Genomic DNA, 19,053 nt, shown 5'->3' with positions numbered 1-19,053 from the left:
ATTCCCCCTCCCGGATTTTTTCGGACGGCCCGGCAGAGGGGCCTACTTCACTTGGCTCACCGTGACGATGTCCAGCCACGGCCCCGAAGGAACCTGGTCCCGCGGAACGAACTGCCAATCGACTTTGTCCGATTCACCGTCGAGTTCGGAAAAACCAAGGCACCCATTGAGCGCCGGAGAGACGTCCATGCCGGCCCCGTTGAAATTCGTGTTGACAGGACGGGCGTCGTTGGAGCCAAAAACGTAGTTCTTGTCGTGGTACTGGCCGGGGCCGGCGTCTTCGATTTGTCCGTAGCATTCGTGGCCGTCCTTGCGGATCCTGACCCACTGGTTCTTCATGTAGCTGAAGGAACGGTTCTGCTCATTGCCCGCAAAGCCGGGATCGTTGGCCCAGGGAATCACCTTGGCTCGTTCGGCAAAAGCTGTGGCATCGTTGACGTCGTCATAGGGAAGATCCAGGTAAAAGGGGTTCTCCTTCGGAGTCATGCTGGTCGGCGCGAATCCTTTGGCCGGCGTTCTCGCCTCGGTGGTGCAGCCGTTGGTGATGACACCGTCACAGCCTCCATAGCTCTGCATCCACTGGGAATCGTACGTGGACACCACCTGGCTGCCGTCTGCCGCTTTGGGATCGAAGATCTCGCCGACCCAAAAGGTTGTTGCCACGATTCCGGTGTGCCAGGGATACTGCCTGGCGGCTGTGGTTGATGGACTTGGTCCCGGCGCTGGTGCCGGTCCGGTGCACGCTGCGGTCAACAGGGCCAGGCAAAAGGCAAGCCCGGCAATCGCGCGTTTTCGACGCTTATCCGTGGACTTCGCCGTGTTCACCATTCACTCCCTTGAGACCTGGCTTCAGTGCTTCTCGCAGTGTACGTGGCCGTGGGCGGTCAATCTCCTTCAAAATGCTTCGGAGACCGGCCGCCCACTCTCCCCTAAGGACTGCTACCGCCGTCAGCCCTTAGGGAAATACATGTTGTAGCGGTACAGGAAAGCGGCCATGGCGTCGCGGTTGATAGCGGTGGTCGGCCTGTACGTATTGTCCGGGAAACCGGTGGTGATGCCTGTGGAAGCCAACCACCGGATCTCGTTGTAGAACGGTGCGCCCACTGGCACATCGGTGAACGTCGGAGCGTTCGCCGGCACCGCAGGCTTGCCCTTGAGACGGTAGAGGAAGGCTGCCATTGCCGCCCGGCTCACGGCTTCACCGGGGTGGTAGGTTCCGTCCGGGTAACCAGTAGTGATGCCCGTGGAAGCCAGCCAGCGGATCTCGTTGTAGAACGGTGCACCCGCCGGCACATCGGAGAACGTCGGTGCGTTCGCCGGAACCGCAGGGCTTCCGGAGAACCGGTAGAGGAAGGCTGCCATGGCCTCGCGGGTAATGGATGTGAGGGGACGGAAGGTGCCGTCAGGCCAGCCTTGCGTGATCAGGTTGTTGGATAGCCAGCTGATTTCGTTGTAGAACGCCGTGGTGGGAGTGACGTCGGTGAAATGCTTGATGCCGGCGGTGTCGTAAAGTTCAAAATCGTCCGTCTTCAGCGTTCCGTTGCCGAGCAGGTTCAGGCCCATGCTGATGGCCGATGCGCCGGCCGGTAACGCCGGTGAAGTCCAAGTGGCCTGACTCCAGGCGGTGGACGCCGCAAAGAACGGACTGGCGGTCCAGTACTGCCACGTGCCCAAACCCGTGCGGTAATACAGTTCAAATTGGGTCGTGGTTGTGGAGGTGTACCAAGCCTTCATGTCGTAGGTGTGGCCAGGGGTTGCACTCGGCGCGCACTCGCCCAAGTCGAGGGTGGGCAGGAGCTTGGCATCTCCACTGACATAGGCGGACATCACGAGCTGCTCAGCGTGTGTACCGGTAGTACCGCCATGACCGGGGGTTGCCGAGGTGAACGTGGCTGTGTGGCTGCCGTAATTGCCCTGCGCCCAGCACTGTGGCAGGCCCGAGGCTACCGGCCCCGCGGTCTCCAGGCTGGCGTTCTTGATCAGGTTCCCCGCGGTGACCGCGGGCGGTGCCGCCGGCCCGGGGACAAGCGGTTTGGTTGCCCCACCGAGTGTTTCTTGGACTGTTTGGACGGCAATCCGGCCGGCTGCCTTTTCCGCCGCCAGCCACTGCACGTACTGTGTGAAGAGCGCAGTGGACACGGTCAGGGGATCTGCGATGCCCGAGCCTGGATCGATGCCGGTGCCGATGTGGTGGAACGTCACTTGTACCCAGCCGCCGCCCGGCTCAGCCTTGGTGACCAGGTTCTGCAGGTCAGTCAGGGTCCACGTGTTGTCCACCTCGTCCGGAGCTTTGGTGTCGAACAGGTCTGCAGGAGGAAGAGTTTCGGCAAAGCCGAGCCCGGCGCTTCCGGCCACCTTGCTTTCCAAGTCACCGAGCCCCCGGGCACTGTTGTATCCGCAGCCCGCAACGGTGGTCTCCACCGCAGGGGTGAGCGAGGCGAAGGGGTACGCGAAGCTCGTGACGTTGTGGAAGCCCATATTGTAAAGGTTGACCCGGTCATTGCAGACCTGCCGCGTGACTTCGTCCGCACCCATTTGGGCCAGGTCAGGGTGGGTGACCGTGTGGCCGCCGATTTCGTTTCCGTCCGCCTGAAGCGCAAGCGCCTGTTGGACGGTCATGTAGTTCGGGGCATCAAGGTAGCCAGACGGCGTAAAGAACGTGCCCTTCAGCCCGTTGCTCTTGAGGATTCCCGCAGCCGCCACCTGGTCCAGGTTGGCGTCGTCAAACGTCAGGGTAATGATGGTGTTCGGGGCCGCGTGGGCGGCTGGTGCCACAATTCCGAAGACGGACGTTGACATCAGCACGCCCACAACCCCTGCAAGCCAACGCGACGTGCCTGTGTGCCGCAAGCGTTCAGCCTTGTGACGAGGTCGAGCCGAGACCGTGACCTTTCCCTGTAAATGTTGCATTGAGCTCAACCTTTCCTTCCAAGGTACTTGTTCAGTTGAACGACGCCGCCCCAGCCGACGCGGCACCTTTTTGTCGCGCATCAGGAAGCCAGGGTGACCTTCCAGCCCGAGGGATCCAGGACCTTTGCCGGTTTATAGTCGGCGGCGACGTTGAGGATGATTTCATCGAGGGTGGTCTTCGGGTCGAAGCCAACAAGCTCCCGGGACTTGCTGTTGTCCGGAACCCGCCGGCGCATGTCCTCGTACCCCTCGGAGTAGGCCTGCTCATAAGGAACCAGGGTGATGGGACTTTCGCTCCCGAGGAGTTCGACGATCCGTTCGGCCAGCGTCAGGATGGAAATCTCGTAGCTGCCACCGAGGTTGAACGCATTCCCGTAGGCAAGAGGCTCCTCGGAAATACGGGTGATGGCGGGAACGATGTCACCGACGTAGGAGAAGCACCTGGTCTGCTGGCCGTCTCCATACACCGTCAAGGGCTCACCGACGAGGGCCTGCCGTACAAGTCGGGGAACAACCATTCCATAGCGGCCTGTTTGGCGAGGTCCTACCGTGTTGAAGAGCCGCACGATGGCAACCGGCAAGCCGAACTGGCGCCAGTATGCGTGTGCAAATGCCTCGTCAATGCCTTTGGCCGCAGCATAGGTCCATCTCGACTTGAGCGCGGATCCGAGGATGCGGTCGGCTTCCTCCGAAAGACTGTCCGAAGTGTTCTTGCCGTAGATCTCGCTCGTGGATGCCAGCAACAGCGAGGCACCCGACTCCAGGACGGAATCCAGGACCACTTCCGTGCCATGGATATTCGTGCGGAGGCTCTCCAGGGGGTGGTCGACGATCAGATTCACGCCAACGGCGGCGGCCAGGTGGAACACCCTGTCGGCACCCGCCACGACCTTGTCCACGGCGTCCCGATCGAGAATGGTGCCCTCCACGAAGTGGAAGTTCCTGTGGCCGATCACGCCCTTGAGATTCTCGAGGCGTCCCGTCGACAAGTTGTCCAAGACTGCTACTTCGTCGCCGGCCGCCAACAAATGCTCAACGAGGTGGCTGCCTATGAATCCGGCACCACCGGTGATTGCTGTTTTCATTACTCCTGCTTCCGTCGAAAACCTGGTGGATCTAGAGCCGGGTTACGTTGTCGGCTTTGGGCAAGCGGTACGTCGTGTCCAGGACGGCTGATGCTCCGGCCAGCCAGTCGAGCTCCACTTGACTGTGCCTCGTGTGCAGGATCACCAGATCCGCACCCCAGTCAGCAGGCGATTGCTCGGATTGGAGTGTCCCGCCATGGCCGTCGGGCGCCGTCTGGCACCAGGGATCGGAGTACGCGACTTCCGCTCCGTCGGCGATCAAGGCTGCGATGATCTCCAACGCCGGGGATTCCCGAAGATCTTCGACATCGGGCTTGTAGGCAACCCCGAGCACCATCACGCGGGCGCCGGCAACACCGTGGTTTCGGTCCGACAGGATGCGGCGGGCCTTTTCCACCACTTGGTGGGGCCTGCCCGCAATTCCTGCCATCGCTTGCTCGATCACTGGTGCCGTCAAGCGGGCTTTGCGCAATTGCCAAAGCAAGTAGTGGGGATCGCAGGGAATGCAGTGTCCGCCGACGCCAGGCCCAGGGGTGAACGGCATGAACCCGTAGGGCTTGGTGGAGGCCGCATCGATGACGTCCATGACCTCCATGTTGAGTTCATGGCAGATATCAGCGAACTCGTTCGCCAAGGCGATATTGACGGCCCGGAAGGTGTTTTCCACCAGCTTGGTCATTTCGGCGACGTCCGCGGACGGGACTACGTGGACCAACTTGGTGCTTGCGCTCAGAAGCCGCTCGGCAGCTTCACCGCAGGCCGGGGTCACGCCGCCGACTACCCGGGGAACGTCTTCGTGGGAGAAGGAGTCCACGCCAGGGTTGATGCGTTCCGGCGAGAATGCGACGAACACGTCCCTGCCCGGGATGAGGCCCTTGGCGGCCAACGGCAACGCCAGGAGGTCACGCGTGGATCCCACGTACGTTGTGGAGGTCAGCATCAACAGTTGGCCAGTGGTTGCAAAGTCGACCACGGAGGCACAGGCCGCCCGGAGAATACCGAGGTCCGGGACCAAGTACTCGTCAACCGGGGTGGGAACGCAAACAACCACTGCCGCCGCGTGGGCAAGCAATGACAAATCGCTGCTCAACATGAACGTCGGGTCCAGAAGTGCGTTGCTGAGCCGTTCCTTGTCTGAATCCAGAAGATCTGCCCGTTGCTCGCGGATCACGGCCAGCCGGGCATCGGACACGTCCAGGCCCAGAACGCGGCGGCCGGAGGCGTTGATGGCCAGGGCCGTAGGCAGGCCTACATAGCCCATGCCTACGATCGCCACGTCGAAAGTGAATGTCTGGTCCTGCGTGATCGCGGACGGCGTTGCGCCGCCCTCCGGCCACGTCGTTGCGGGCGCGTGCAAGGACTGTGAGCTCCCGTTGTGCTCTGCCTTGAGGGTCTTTACCTTCGTGTTCGGTGCCATGGTCAGTCGGCCTCCCGGTGCCTGTTGTCTCCAGTGTGAAAAAAAGCCGGCGACGAAACGGGATGTGCCCTGGTCTCAGAGGGCACATGGCCGCCCGCCGCCGGCTCGCTTGTGGGGGTACCCGCTGAATGCGGGATACCGGTCGCATCGGAGCTGATTTCTCGCCGGATTACCGGGTGGTTTTCCTGTAGCAAAGAATTCTTCCTGCGTTTCATCTCGAGACCCACTTATCCCCAATTGAGTGGCGGTTGCCATCAAGAAAGAGCGTATTAACCAACCCCTAGGGCGGGCGCGAGTGGGCTCTACCCGTCTTTGGATGCGCCGTGCCGCCCGAGGCCGTCGACTACCCGTCCGAGCACTTTTAACCACTCGATTCAGTACTCGTTTTTGGCCCTCATGCCCGCTGATCCCGCGCAGTGCGGTTCGGACCGGACCTGCATCACCGCAGGGTGTACCAAGGGTCCTCAGTTGGGAACCGCGGACGACGGCGGAAGGAGACGGGCGCGAAGCGGTCACCGCAGTGGAGCGGCCGAGGAGTCGCGCCTGCGGCTAGCCCAGGTTCTCCATACCATGGGCGCCGTTCATCAAGTCTTCACGGTGGCTAATGCCCAGCTTGGCAAACATCCGGTAGAGGTGGCCTTCAACGGTGCGCAATGACAGCCCCAAACTGAGCGCAATGTCCTTGTTGCTTGATCCCGACTGCACAAGCGTTGCGATTTCCTGCTCGCGCCGGGTGAGCTTCTGGAGATCGGGTGAGCCCCCCTCAATAGCCGGGCCCGCCTTGTCGAGGGCGGCGGTGCGGCGCTTGAGAAGCCGCTGTCCTTCAAGCTGGCGTGCTTTGTCCCCCCTGCTTTCCAGGATCCGGAGGGCGTGGCCGGCGCAATCGGCTGCGGCAAGTTCGAGGCCCTCCCTGGCGGCCGATTCGCTCAGCTCAATGAGTCGATCCGCGTCCTTGTGGGCGAGGGCCAGCCCGACACTCAGCGCAAACTCCGCAGTCCGGCCTTCACTGCCCTCGGCTACCGCGGTCAGCCGCCGCGCCACACTCGGGTCTCCCAGTCTCAGGACCAACATCAGGATGTCAATCTCAGCACCTATTGCTCCGTCCGCGGCCGCCGAATCCGCCAGGGACATGAGCCTCGCGATCGCCGTTTGCGAGCCGGTCTGTTCGGCCCTCGCAACTGCCGCATGGCCTTGGGCCAGCAACGACGGATGGACACCCTCCCGGATCATTGCGTCGTACTCGCTTAAGTACGACGCAGTGGTGTCGCGACGTTTCAGGATCGACGCCGCGTACGCGGCGGCAGCAACGGCGTCGGGCAGGTCACTACCCATGTCTGAGACCCGCAGCATGCTGACCGCTTGCCGAAGCCGTGGCAGCGCAACCCCCAGGTCTCCCCGGCGGAGGTCCACCATTCCGGCCGTCAGATGGAGCATCCCGCCCGAATAGATCAGCGAGTTCGGTGCTTGGGAAACATGGTTCCTGAGGAACGCGTCAAGAACGTCAAACTCACCCGCTTGCTGCAGCGCCAGGATGTAGCGGCGCATGACAAAGCCTGCGTACTGGAGGCTCCAATCGCCGCTCGTGGCGACCATCTCCTGGATCCCCATCAGAATCTGGAGGGCAGAGACGGGCCGGCCCGTAACCGACATGGCCTCCGCGAGGAGGGCTCCGGCCACCAGGCGGGACTCGTCGTCGTCGGCTTCATTCCACATCTGGCGGAGCTCACGCTCCGTCTCGACATAGTGGCCTTCCGCTTGCAGGCCTTGCAGCGAAAGGAGCCTGCTTCCGAGCTTTCCGCGTTCCAGTTCCCCATGGTCGATGCCCTGCGGACCCTCAGCGAGCCTAGCGAGGGCCGCCTGCCATTCGTAGGCTGCCTGCTTGATGGCGTTCGGCCCGACGCCTTGGCGCCCGGCAAGTTGGGCCGCCAACATCGATGCGTGCCGGACCGTCCGCGGATCATTGGTCCGGTCCACCACCCCGGCTAGGGACGACACCGATCCCCGGATGTCGCCGCGGTACCATTTGGCCCGGGCCACCTCCACCTGGGCGGCAAGCCTCAGGGACGGATCCTTGATCGCGCCCGCCACCCGTTCCACGAAACTGGGGATGAAGAGCCGGTTGGCTAGTTGGGCGGCTTCCAGGATGTCGGCATCCGGGACCTTGGTGCCCGATTCCAACCCCCATGAGACGTACCGCAGCAGGCCGTCCATGGTCTGCGGTTTGGCCTCCATCAGGTCCACGATGCGCCGGCGGATGGTCATGCCGTGGGCAGTGGGGACCAGCTGGCGGATCACTTCGCCGACCAGCGGCTGGGCCAGCCGGAACATGCCGTGCGGGGTCGGACGCGATCTCTATGAAATGGAGTTCCTGCAGTTCGTCCACGGCGTTGGAGTAGCTTGCCTGTTGCACTACATTCAGCGGAACGGGTTCTGCCAATGCCACGGTCTCCAGGGTCTCACGCTGTTCGGGTCCCAGGAGGAGGATCTGGTTCCTCACCAGGTCCATCAAGCGCACACTGGTTCCGCGAAGCTCGCCCGAAAGCATCCAGGCGTCGTTACGGCAGACCAACTGGCCAAGTGACTTGGCGTGGTCAATGAGCTCCAGCAGGAACATCGGGTTTCCGCCGGAGTACTTGCAGAGGACGGCACTGGTGCCTTGGACGACCGGCCCGTCCAAGGCCTGGGCGCACAGTTGGTTGACTTCCTGTTCGTTGAGGGGCTGCAAATCAAATCGGTCCACAAGTCCCTCGGACCACATCGAGAAAACCTCTGCTGGCGGCGCAGGATACGGACGGCACAAGAACACGACTTTGGCGGCTTCCGCTGCCGCCAGCTGCGCCAGGACAGCCACGCTGCTGTCATCAATGTGATGCGCGTCCTCGACGATCAGGACGGCCGGTGCCGGGTGCGGCTGTCCCGCCGGGTTCAATGCCGCGACGACGGCCCTGAGGACAGACAGCGGTTCGTTGATCTGGCCCGGGGTCAGGGCGGTCAGCAGTGGTGCCAAGGCCGCAAAAGGTACTGACGCCAGAGTCGGTCCGGCAAAGACCCTGAAGGGGCGGACCCGGTGGCCCAGTTCATGGACCACTTCGTTAATCAACGCCGTCTTGCCGATGCCTGCGTCGCCGAAAAGCAGTACACCCGGGCCGTTGACATCAAGAAGGCAATCGACGACGGCGGCCATGACGCTGAATCGTCCGACCAATGGTTCGGTGGAAACCATCTCAGTCATTGCGCACCACCTTCAACGCTGCCAAGGGCGAAGCTCAGTTCCGAGCGCTCTACGATCTTCAGCTTGCCGAAGATCTGGTAGAGGTGGCCCTCTACCGTGCGTACTGAAACGTGGAGCTTCGCGGCAATCCCCTTGTTGCTCTCCCGTTTCGCCGCCAGTTTGGCAATCTCCAACTCCCGCGCAGTCAGCTTCAGTCCCTCTTGGTGGCCGCTTTGCGGCGTGCGCAAGCGCTGCCGGCAGGTCTCCGCGAGCTGCCGTGCCTTCCGAACAACCGTCTTATCCAACTGGACCTGTTCCAGGTGCAACACGGTCTCGGCGATGTCAAAGGCGAACCTGTCGTTCTGCATGTCTTCGGCCAACCGCGCTGCCTCAAGAAGAAGCTCTGCGCTGCCCGATATCATCGCCCGCGCATACGCGGCGCACAGTTCGGCGAATCGTCCCTGGCAACTGAGTGCCGAGTCCAGCAGCCGAGGAGCGACCGCAACAGCACCCAGCCGAACGGCCGAACTGAGGCAAAATATCTCGTGACCGGGAGCACCCTCGTTCCGGTCTCCGTCGGCCAGGCGGAGAAGTTCCTCGATGGCCGTTCCGGACCCTTCCAGGCGCTCCCGAGCCAACGCCGCGAGGTACTTTTGCGTCCGCTCTTTCCGCCACGTCGGACGGCGCTGTTGAGTGGACGCTTCCTTCAGGTAGCGCATGGCCTGGTCGTGCTCACCCTGAAGGGCGGAGGCGTATGCCGCCGCAGTGCAGGCGACATCCAGCATTCCTTCGTTATCCTGGACACGCAGCTGGCTTATCACGGGGATGAGCGCATCCATGCCGTCCTGGGCCCGTCCCTGCAGGCAGCGGAAGATGGCTTTGGGAAGATCAATGGCCGTAGGGAGTGCCTCGGCCGACGAAACCAGGACGTCGTCGTCCGGCTGGACCATTTCCCCTGCCTTATCCCACCTTCCCGCAAGTACGAAGGCGAACCTGAGGCGCGATGTCGCGCGGCGGGCTGCCGCGACCGAAACAGCAGGATCGTGACAGTCGGCCATCAGCTGTTCTGCCATGTCCGCCGCCTCGGTTTGCCGTCCCGTCAGGGCCCACGCCTCGCACAGCCAGCTTCCGGCGAGGAGACGGAATTCCACGCCGTGGGACTCAAAGTCTTGAAGTACTTCTTCCAGCCTTGCTGCCATCTCCGCGTAGGATCCCGAATAGCTGGCTGCCTGGGATTCGGCCAGGACAAGTTCTTCCCGAAGTCCGGCGATATCAAGCCCTCCACCGGCTGTCTCGGTTCCGTCTTCGAGGCGCCGTCGGACGTGTGCCAGAGTCTCGCAGGCCTGGGCCGTGGTTTCGGCCCGGGCCAGAAGGACCGAGCTCTCGGCGAGTTTGAGCCGTACCCATTCGGACAGGGTGGCTTCGTCCCCGGATGCTTCCTGGTGATGCTTCAAGACGCTCCGGGCATCGGTCACCTCCCCCAGGGTCATCAATGCGTGGGCTTCCTCGGCCACTGCCCCGGGCAACCGGGAGTGGTTTGGAATGGACCGGACCAAGCGCAGGGCCAGCCGCGCATCAAGTTGACGATTCGCCACCACGGCAGCTTCAAGCGCTTCTTCCGTGCCGAGTTTGGCTCCACAGTCCAATGCCCAGGCAGCCATGTGCAGCAACATCGAGCGCCGGCCAACAGACGGATTCGTCGCTTCGGTCAAGATGTCCCGCAGTTCGTTGCTGCGGCCGGGAGGAACGTTTGCCCGGACCACATCACCCACAAGTTGGCTTTGCAGCCTGGCCATCCTGGGCAGCGAATCATCGACCACAAGGACGCCCCTTTTTTCAAGGGAATCCACATCGTCCGGCGACGCGAGCGCCAGCAGGGCTTCCAGGGGGACGGCCTTTGCCAGTGAGAGGATCTCCAGGACTTTTCGCTCACCGGTGCCCATCCGGCCAAGGCGGGTAGTAATGAGATCCGTGATTGCCCGGCCATGGAGTTCGCTCCGTGACGTCAGTACCCAGACGCCGTCGCGCTTCAGAAGCGCGCCCGATTCGGCGAGCTCCGCCGCGAGCATCTTGAGGTAGTGGGGGTTGCCGCCGCTGGCTGCCCAAAGGGCATGCGCACCCGACGGCGAGACCTTTGCTCCCAGCCCTGCCTCGAGCCAGGTGAGGGATTCCTGGAAAGTCAATGGTTTGAGGTCTATCCGGCTCAGGAAGCCATCGCCGCAGAGCCGCGTAATCTCGCCACAGAGCCGCTGCGGATCGGTGCAGGTCAGGACAAGCTGTGCGGTACCGTTCCGCGCGAGTTGGGCCACTGTCATCGCTGCCAGCTCGTCCAGCTCCGCCGCATTTTCAATGACCAGGTAGACCGGCTTTCCTTCGGCACGCTCACGGAGCAAGGCGGTGAGAGCTGACAACACCAGGACAGGATGGGCCAGGTACCCCGGATCGAGATCACTCAAGAGAATATTGAGGGCGCCGTACGGTGATCTCGCCAGCGCTGCGCTGCCACGGATGACGACGACGAATGAACGTCCGCGAATTTCGTTCACTGCGCGGGTGGTCAAGTAGCTCTTGCCGCTCCCGGACGGCCCCGTCACGAGTACGCCACCCTTGGATGCCGCTAGCGCAAGTGCGATGTCGTCAACAGTGGCTCTGGGTCCAATCGGCGGCCATGCCATCGAAACTACCGACTTGCCCTCGCCGCCCTCCTGCGAGGATGGAGACGAAGATGCGTCGAATGCCTGGTACCGCGAGCCGTTTCCGGACCGAACGGCATGGACCGTAGATGCACTGCCTGCTGTCAACATGAGCGAGACCCCCAGTGATCGAGTGGTGACACCCCCCAATTAACCAGCTAGGCGTCAGCCCTACACCAGTAGTGAGTACTCGACTTTCATACCGCCCGATACTCGTATGCGGGTACGAGTACCCCTACCACGGGTGGTGGCTACTCGGCGCCGGCAGTGGCGTTCCCGCGAAGCGAGAGTGCGCTACTACCGCCTTGCGTCCTTCCCCCGGTTCAGCCGGCCTCGGGCGTGCCCTGTACGACGGCGACAGCTCCGGCGAGTTCATCCCTGCCGGTGATCCCCAATTTCGAGTAGCACCGGTACAGATGCCCTTCGACCGTACGGACCGAGATAAGCAGTGTGTCCGCAATCTGCCGGTCACTGAGGCCCTGGACCGCCAGGGTAACAATGTCCCATTCCCTCTTGGTCAGTCTTGGAGAAACCGACTCGTGCTGTGATTCCTCGCCTCCCTGACCCAATTCTTCGTTGCAGCGCGCCAACCCCGCCCGCGCCGCCGCCGTGAGCTCTTTGGTACGGCCGCGATCCGGGGCATCCAGGGCCAAGCTGTATGCCCTCGCGGCCAGGTGGTAAACGGCTGCTGATTGGAGCTTCTCCCCCGCGGCCAGATACCGGGCAGCACCCTCGAATTTGAGGGCCATTCCGTACTCAGCGAGGGCCTGGGCCCATGCGCCCTCAGTTGCGGCCGCAGTTTCGCAAAACCGGTCCAGCCTGCTGGTGTCGCCCAAGCCAAGCGCCAGTTCCAAGGCGTGCAGTTCAAGGAACGTGGCACCTTCTTTCGCCGCATCGTCCGCGTTGCCATACAACCCTTCGACGCCGGAGCCGTCACCTTTGAGGAGTTCAATCGCGGCTTCGAAAAAGTTGCTGGCTTGGGCCGAAAGAAGATGCATGCCATGGTGCCCCCAGGACTTGTAGTCCGCCCTGAACCGTTCAGCTTCGGGCAGCCCGGCCCCGGCTGCTGCATAGAATGCCATGGCGGCACACAGACCGAAGAGATTCTGCGGATCGCTGTCCCTCAGGGCTTCGAGGCCGGCAGTGAGCAGCGGCAAGGCATCGCCGGTTTTTCCCTCCCTGATGGCAATATAGCCGAGCACTACGTAAGCTGCCCCGCCAAAGGAAGCCGTGGCGACACCTGACGATTCGTAGTAGCTGTCGAGGAGCATTTGAGCGTCGGCCCAGTCCCCGGCAGCCAAGGCGCAAATGACGTGGCGGGCAGCGATGAACTCCGGGATGAAGAATATGTCGTTCTCCTGGGGCTGTGCCACTGCGGCGGCTTCCAACGCCAGCAGCTTCCCCTGGCGCCCGAAGCCGAGGGCGCAGAGCCGCTCCGACTTCAGGGACAACGCCAAGGCCTTGAACAGTACCGCCGAATTACCTTCCACAGATCGGTGCTGAAGGAGGACGCGTTCCAATTCGGGGCCCATCCGGCGGTATTCACCGTCCAAGGAACCAGCAACCAGTCCCATGAGGGCAACTGCTAGTGGCACCGCGGCTTTCGCGTCCGGTGTTTGTTGCCCCTGGAGGCCCGGCTGCTGCTCGCCCCATTCACGGAAAACCTCAGTATCGGCCAGGATCAAGGAAGCCGGTTGGCCCACAGCGGCACGCGTGACTGCACGAAGCAGGCTGCCGAATATCAGGTGGGAAGGTCCGGCGTCGGCGTCCAATGTTTCCTGGGACAGGGCTGCCGCGGCCTCGTCGCGACGGCCAAGATTGAAGTACGATCTGGCCATGACGGCTTGAGCAACCGTTTGCCACTGCTTATCCTGCACAGCGCTCGCCATGCGCAATGCCGTCTCGCTTTGAAGGAGCCGCCCGGCTAGGACCGCGGCCCTGATCAAGAGACGGTCGGGCACGTCTGCCCCGCAGTCAAGGGACCATGTCACCATCCGGAGGAGGGAGTCCGGGTTGTCCTCCAAAACATCCATCCGGGAAATCAATTGCCGGTGCAGTTGCAGGCTCTGGGCAGCCGGGACAACGCTGCGAAGTACCTCTCCGTAGACCGGAGAGACGAGCCGAAGGGTTGGCAACCCGTTGCCCGAGGGCTTGATCAAATGCTGGTCCACTAACTCCTGGACCGCCGTTTCACCGGCGACAACGTTGATCAGCTTCTCGTCCACAGGCTCGGCCAGTGCAATCAAGCTCAGCGCATCCCTGCCCGCAGCCGAAATGCGCATCAGCTGAAGCTTGACCACGGCTTCCAGCTTCACAGTGTGGACGGGTGTTGCCGCTGTCTTGAGCCAAACACCGTGCCGCTGGACAAGCGAACCTGAGCTTTCGGCTTCCCGAACAAGGGTCTTCAACAGCAGGGTATTGCCTCCGGCCTCTGTCCAGAATCCATGGCTGGTGCTGTTCAGGACGATTCCCTCCAACAAGGCTTCGCACAGTTCGTGGGCTTGCTCAGCCGTCAACGGCTCCAAGTCAAACCACTCGGCGCTTCCCTCGTGCCACAAGCGCAAGAGGGGTCCCGGGACCCCTGGCCGCGGGACGCATGCGGCCACGATTTTGGCCCATCCTGCCTGAACAAGCTCAGTGAGCATCCCGCACGTGGCATCGTCCAAGTAGTGGGCATCATCGACCAGGAGCAAAGCTGGTCCTGTACCTACGCGGATGCTCTCAAGGTGAGCCCAAAGGGCGCGCAGCACGGCGACGCGGGAGGAAATGTCGGCAACGGAAAGTTGGGCGAGATACGGGGCCAAAACCCCGTAAGGGACGGCCGTAAGTGATGGGCTTCCGTGAATCGGGACTACCGCAAGATCCGCGCCAAAGATGCTCCCGAGCTGAGCTAGAAGGGACGACGCGCCGAGGCCGGAATCGCCCACGATAAAGACTGCCGAACAGTCATCCGCACGGATTGCGGCCGTAATTCCGGGGAGCAAGTGCCCATAGTCCAGCCAAGGTTCAAGCGGCCTGGTACCGCTTCCTCCGACAGGACCATGCACCGCCGCAGCGTTGTCATGCCTGCGCGGTTCCTTCAAGCTCGCTCCTTGATGAGATGCCCATTTTCGTAAAGATCTGGTAGAGGTGGCCTTCAACTGTTCGGACGGAAACTTGCAGTTGGTTGGCCACCTCCTTGTTACTCAACCCTTGACTGGCCATCTTTGCAACCTGCCGCTCCCTTTCTGTCAGTTCGGGTCCGAAAGTATGCGGTGTCAGGGGCAGTACGGGCACGGTGCCGACCAGGCGGTCCAACCGTTGCTGGGCGAGCCTAGCGGACGCTGAATCGCCGGCTTCCCGGGCGATGTCCAGCGCCAGGACGGCGCACCGCGACTCCACCGCATCCAACTTCAGCTCCTGGGCAACGGAAGCGGCAAGCAGCAGGGTCTTCGGGTCCTTCTTTCGGCTTCCTTCGGCCACCATCCGGTTCACGGCCGCCATCTTGCCTTGGCGGCGCGATGAAACCTGTTCCAGAAGCAGAAGCTCCTCGTCAGTACCGTGAACGGTGGCCCCGAAGAGGCTGATGGACGCCGTTGTGGTCCGTCCTTTCGCCAAGTCCCGGTTGGCCGACTCGATCAGGCTCTGCTTCGCCCCGGGATCCTTCAACCACCGCCGTGCCATCTTGACGCAGAACTCGGCCATCCACGCGGGAAACCAGGCCGTCTCCCCTTGCCCTTTTTCCGCCAATTCGAGAAACGTCCGGGATTCCTTGACGTCGCCGGCCTGCGCATAGGCAAAGGCCAACGCAGAGTAGGCCAGTGCGGGTCCATAGTAATTGCGCCTGATCTCCAACTGCGCTTGGGCTCCCAGCAGGGTATCAATCGCCACTGCGGCCCGCCCGGCGTACGTGTAGGAAACGCCCAAGGCAAGCTCGGCCGCACCGCCAAGGTAATGGATGTTCTTCGGCTGCTGGTCGAGTGTCGCCGTCAGCATCCGGGCCAGTTCTTCCCACTGTCCGCTGCACAGTAGGGCGGCAAACAGGCCTTCGGACAACCAGTTGTGCAACCGCGGCCGTGCCTTTGCGCGCTGTATTTTGTGCTTCAGCTCGCGCGCCAGTTCGATTGCCTCCATTTCCCTGCCAAGCACCGCCCAGGCCATCGTCAGCAGGCTTCCGCAACTCAACCTTTGTTGGAGATCGCTGCCATCCCGGTATTCCTGCTCCAGCGCTTCAGCAACTTCCGAATACTCGCCCTGATGGACCTGAAGCTCGAAACTGGCGAGCTTGAGCATCCCACGTGCCCGCCCAAGTTCGGCGGCGTCAGCGCCGCCATCTTGTGATCGGCGGGCAAGGTCTTCCTCGGCATCGGAGACCAGAGCTGGAATTTGAAGGTGCCCACCCGGAATCCACAACAGCGCGCTGCAGAGCTCCTGGACATAGTCCGCGTAGTCATACGCCGAAAGGCGCCGAAGTTGTTCGGGCGTCACATCCTTCAAAGCCGCGACCGCAGCCTCGTGCTCGGCCAGAATGACGTGGGAAACACAACGTTGCTGGGCGGCGGCCACCCATTCCTTGTCTTCCCTCCCAATCTGCCGGGCACATTCCAAGGCGAACCAAGGATCGAATTGCCTGTTCGCGGCCGTCGCAGCGGCCAGGGCCACGGTGGGTTCCAGCGTTTCGCGTACGTTCAGCGTGGAGGACGCAAACCCCAGGAGGGCCTCGGCGTCGAGGTCCTGGGTAATGCCGCCGATAACCCCGGCGGCTAGCTGGCGCAGTTCATTCCGTCGTGGCAGGTCCATCCAGCCTCGAATGACCTCGCCCATGTACTCGTCGCGCAGCGCCACACGGCGGGCGCCTGACGGTTCGATGCGAAGATAGCCGGACCACTCCATCTCGGCAACCACTTCGGGTTCCAGGACGTCCAACAGCACGGCGAGTGGGGCCGTGCGGATGAGGGCAAGCAACTCCAGCGCCTCCTGGACCGCGGGGCTCTCCCGGGCAAGGCGGGAACGGACCAGATCGGTCAGAACTTCCGCGGACGAAAGATGGATTTCGCCTTTCATCGCCCAAACCTGACCGGCTAGATGCAGATTGCCCGAGCGGAGCTGCTCGGTGACGATGGCTTGGAGCACCAAGGGATTTCCGCCGCTGGATGCATGCAGGGCGCTTGCAGCAGTTGCGGTCACTCGTTTCCCCAAGACGCCCGTGAGCAATTTGGCTACTTCCGCGCGGGAAAAAACCTGGAGCTGAACCTCGTGCAGCAGTCCGTCCTTCAGTAACCTAATCAGGTCTTCCGGCATGTCGGTGACTTGGCGGACAGTAACGAGGACTTTAGCGGTACCGCTAATTAACAAGTGCACAAGAACGGCCGTGCTCATGCGGTCCAAAGCAGGAAGTTCCGAAAGGACCAACAGTACTTCGCGCCCCGCAGCGTCCGAACTTATCATGTGCGATATGCCGTGGATGATCGCCCCCGGGGAATCTCCAACGTCAACGGGCAGTCGGGCGACCAAATGTGCCAGCGACCCGAAGGGAGTTGTGGTGTCCGCTGAACCGTGGAAGTGCAGTACGTGTGTCTTTGGAGTGAGCCGTGCCTCTACGGAACGGGCAAACGTCGCTTTGCCAACGCCCGGTGCTCCAACTACCACCACTCCGTACAAAGAAGGTTCGCCGAGCGCCTCTATAACCGTGTTCTGAAGATCCTGCCGGACCAGCGACGACCATTTCCGACGTTCCGCCGCGCCAAGGGCTTGCCGCTCCGTTGGGTGCCGCCCTATTTCAGATTCCGGTGTTGCTCGCAATTTAGATCACGCTACCTTCGTAGCTCTGGCGGACGTGACGTTCAGCGGGTCGTTTGCTTTCGTATTTCCCTTCAGCCCCAGCAGTGATTTGCAAAGTATCATAGCGATCCCCCCGAATCAATTAGTCAGCCCGCGAACCATCAGGGTACTTGTTAAACAATTGAATTGAGTACTTGCGAATCAACTGGGCAACCAGGAATCCCCTCGCGTCCGTGGTGCCATGATTGGCGTCTTCCAGGCTCCGGTGGATGGGCCCACGCCGCCTGGGCCCACGCCGCCTGGGCCCACGCTACCGAGGGGCCCCAAACGAGCGTGCGAGTTAGGGGAGGTAGCGGGGAGGTTCCCTGGCCGAACGAAGAGAGGCAAGGGAGGTGGTGGGGCTAGGCCTTGACGGGGTGGAATCTCTGCTGGGCGGCATGCAGCCCCTCCGTCACCAATACTTCGACGGCATCTGCCGCCTCATCCAGGAGGAACGGCAGTTCTTTCTTTTCCGTGGATCCAAAATCCCTGAGGACATAGTCCGCGGTGTCCATCCGGCCCGGCGGCCTGCCGACGCCCACACGGACCCGCAAGTAGTCCTTGGTTGCCAGAGCCTTGGAGATATCCCGCAAGCCGTTGTGGCCGCCTTCTCCACCGCCGATCTTCAACTTGACGGTGTTGAAGGGAATATCAATTTCGTCGTGCACCGCAATCACACGGTCCGGAGCGATATCAAAGAACTTGGCAAGGCCGGAAACCGGCCCCCCGGAAACGTTCATGTAACTCATTGGCTTGGCCAGCACCACCCTCGGCCCGCCTATCCCGAGCCTGCCCTCCACTACTTGCGCCCGCGACTTGTGGGCCTTGAAACTTCCGCCCATGCGCGAAGCAAGTTCGTCCAGGACCATCTGGCCGACGTTGTGGCGGTTGTGGCTGTATTCACTGCCGGGATTGCCAAGGCCGACAATAAGCCAAGTGTCTGTCATGGAGTCATCCTAGGGAATCAAAAGGTTGAAAGAAAAGAAGTGGCCGGGACCCAAAGGGACCCGGCCACTCGCAAAGGCTTGCGCCGCAAGTAGTCGGAACGACTACTCAACAAAAGGACTACTCAGCGGCAGGAGCTGCCTCTTCTTCGGCCTCCGAAGCGGCCTCCGAGATGTTGATGATGAGCGTCTCGGGATCGGTCAGCAAAGCCGAACCGCTCGGCAGGACGATGTCCGAAGCGTGGACGTGCTCGCCGGCCTTGCGGCCTTCGATGCTGATTTCGACGAACGTCGGCAGGTGCGTAGCCTCGGCTTCGAGGGAAACCGTGGTGGCTTCCTGGTTGGCGACGGCGCCGATGGCTGCTTCACCAATAACGTGGACGGAAACGTCAACGGTAACCTTTTCGCCCTTGCGGACGGTCAGGAGGTCGATGTGCTCGATGATCTGCTTGATCGGATCGCGCTGGATGTCCTTGACCAAGGCCAGGTGCTCTTCGCCGTTGATGTCCAGGGACAGCAGGGCGTTGGAAACGCGGACGGCCAGGGTGGTAGCGCGGCCCGGGAGGTTGATGTGGATGGGCTCTGCGCCGTGACCGTAGATGACGGCCGGGATCTGGCCGGCCGAGCGGGCACGGCGGGCGAAACCCTTGCCGAATTCGGTGCGCAGTTCTGCTGCGAGCTTCTGCTCAGACATGTGTACTCCTTGATTACTGTGGCGCCGGCAAAATGCCAGGCAAGTCGATCAGCAAGGGCGGAGGTCTGTGGTGACCTTCCACGCCCGGCGGAATGCCAGCCGCAGGAGCAGCCGGTCCGCCTTCGTTGAAGGAGATTCAGACCCAGTCGATAACGGAGACCCGCAATCCGGTGTTAGCCCGGATGTGCTCTCCCTCGCCAAGGTATCCCCAAGAGTTTAGCAGCCGCGTCCCGCCAAAGGGAAAACGGCCCCGGCCCAACCCAAGTAGCTAGCATTTGTTGTCGTTTTGAGCCCTGAAAA

General features: G+C 62.2%; 10 protein-coding genes and 1 pseudogene. All 11 read right to left on the bottom strand.

What is annotated here, in order from left to right; translation table 11 throughout:
* Window positions 1-42: 42 nt before the first annotated feature.
* Window positions 43-663, bottom strand: a complete 621-nt coding sequence (locus ACX5I4_RS06360) for a hypothetical protein (RefSeq protein ID WP_461835931.1) — start codon at window positions 661-663, stop codon at window positions 43-45.
* 285 nt (window positions 664-948) lie between these two features.
* Window positions 949-2,799: an S-layer homology domain-containing protein gene (locus ACX5I4_RS06355; RefSeq protein ID WP_461835930.1), complete on the bottom strand. Its 1,851-nt coding sequence runs from the start codon at window positions 2,797-2,799 to the stop codon at window positions 949-951.
* 191 nt (window positions 2,800-2,990) lie between these two features.
* Entirely contained in the window at window positions 2,991-3,995 is a 1,005-nt protein-coding gene (locus ACX5I4_RS06350; protein WP_461835929.1) for a dTDP-glucose 4,6-dehydratase, read from the bottom strand.
* Between the two features lie 31 nt (window positions 3,996-4,026).
* Window positions 4,027-5,412: a nucleotide sugar dehydrogenase gene (locus ACX5I4_RS06345; protein WP_461835928.1), complete on the bottom strand. Its 1,386-nt coding sequence runs from the start codon at window positions 5,410-5,412 to the stop codon at window positions 4,027-4,029.
* A gap of 549 nt (window positions 5,413-5,961) precedes the next feature.
* A complete protein-coding gene (locus tag ACX5I4_RS06340; RefSeq protein ID WP_461835927.1) occupies window positions 5,962-7,740 on the bottom strand; it encodes a response regulator transcription factor in 1,779 nt (592 codons plus the stop codon).
* 550 nt (window positions 7,741-8,290) lie between these two features.
* A pseudogene (locus ACX5I4_RS06335) lies at window positions 8,291-8,596 on the bottom strand (helix-turn-helix transcriptional regulator); the annotation flags it as partial.
* 44 nt (window positions 8,597-8,640) lie between these two features.
* The gene (locus ACX5I4_RS06330; RefSeq protein ID WP_461835926.1) at window positions 8,641-11,427 is read right to left on the bottom strand and encodes a helix-turn-helix transcriptional regulator; all 2,787 of its coding nucleotides are present in this window, start codon (window positions 11,425-11,427) and stop codon (window positions 8,641-8,643) included.
* Between the two features lie 212 nt (window positions 11,428-11,639).
* Window positions 11,640-14,399 (bottom strand): LuxR C-terminal-related transcriptional regulator, encoded by a 2,760-nt coding sequence (locus ACX5I4_RS06325; protein WP_461835925.1) that lies wholly within the window; start codon window positions 14,397-14,399, stop codon window positions 11,640-11,642.
* A complete protein-coding gene (locus ACX5I4_RS06320; protein WP_461835924.1) occupies window positions 14,377-16,674 on the bottom strand; it encodes a helix-turn-helix transcriptional regulator in 2,298 nt (765 codons plus the stop codon). Before ACX5I4_RS06320 ends, ACX5I4_RS06325 begins: the two co-directional genes overlap by 23 nt.
* A gap of 803 nt (window positions 16,675-17,477) precedes the next feature.
* Window positions 17,478-18,062 (bottom strand): aminoacyl-tRNA hydrolase, encoded by a 585-nt coding sequence (gene pth / locus ACX5I4_RS06315; protein ID WP_461835923.1) that lies wholly within the window; start codon window positions 18,060-18,062, stop codon window positions 17,478-17,480.
* A 118-nt stretch (window positions 18,063-18,180) separates the two neighbouring features.
* Window positions 18,181-18,753, bottom strand: a complete 573-nt coding sequence (locus tag ACX5I4_RS06310) for a 50S ribosomal protein L25/general stress protein Ctc (protein WP_461835922.1) — start codon at window positions 18,751-18,753, stop codon at window positions 18,181-18,183.
* Window positions 18,754-19,053: the final 300 nt, after the last annotated feature.

This window comes from Arthrobacter sp. MMS24-S77, from assembly GCF_054888235.1.
This window is presented reverse-complemented; position numbering and strand designations above follow the sequence as displayed.

Bases quoted from the DNA above. Each gene is read 5' to 3' on its own strand.
- ACX5I4_RS06350 (WP_461835929.1), bottom strand. From the start codon at position 3,995: ATGAAAACAGCAATCACCGGTGGTGCCGGATTCATAGGCAGCCACCTC.
- ACX5I4_RS06310 (WP_461835922.1), bottom strand. From the start codon at position 18,753: ATGTCTGAGCAGAAGCTCGCAGCAGAACTGCGCACCGAATTCGGCAAG.
- ACX5I4_RS06320 (WP_461835924.1), bottom strand. From the start codon at position 16,674: ATGAGCACGGCCGTTCTTGTGCACTTGTTAATTAGCGGTACCGCTAAA.
- ACX5I4_RS06355 (WP_461835930.1), bottom strand. From the start codon at position 2,799: ATGTCAACGTCCGTCTTCGGAATTGTGGCACCAGCCGCCCACGCGGCC.
- pth (WP_461835923.1), bottom strand. From the start codon at position 18,062: ATGACAGACACTTGGCTTATTGTCGGCCTTGGCAATCCCGGCAGTGAA.
- ACX5I4_RS06340 (WP_461835927.1), bottom strand. From the start codon at position 7,740: ATGTTCCGGCTGGCCCAGCCGCTGGTCGGCGAAGTGATCCGCCAGCTG.
- ACX5I4_RS06330 (WP_461835926.1), bottom strand. From the start codon at position 11,427: ATGTTGACAGCAGGCAGTGCATCTACGGTCCATGCCGTTCGGTCCGGA.
- ACX5I4_RS06345 (WP_461835928.1), bottom strand. From the start codon at position 5,412: ATGGCACCGAACACGAAGGTAAAGACCCTCAAGGCAGAGCACAACGGG.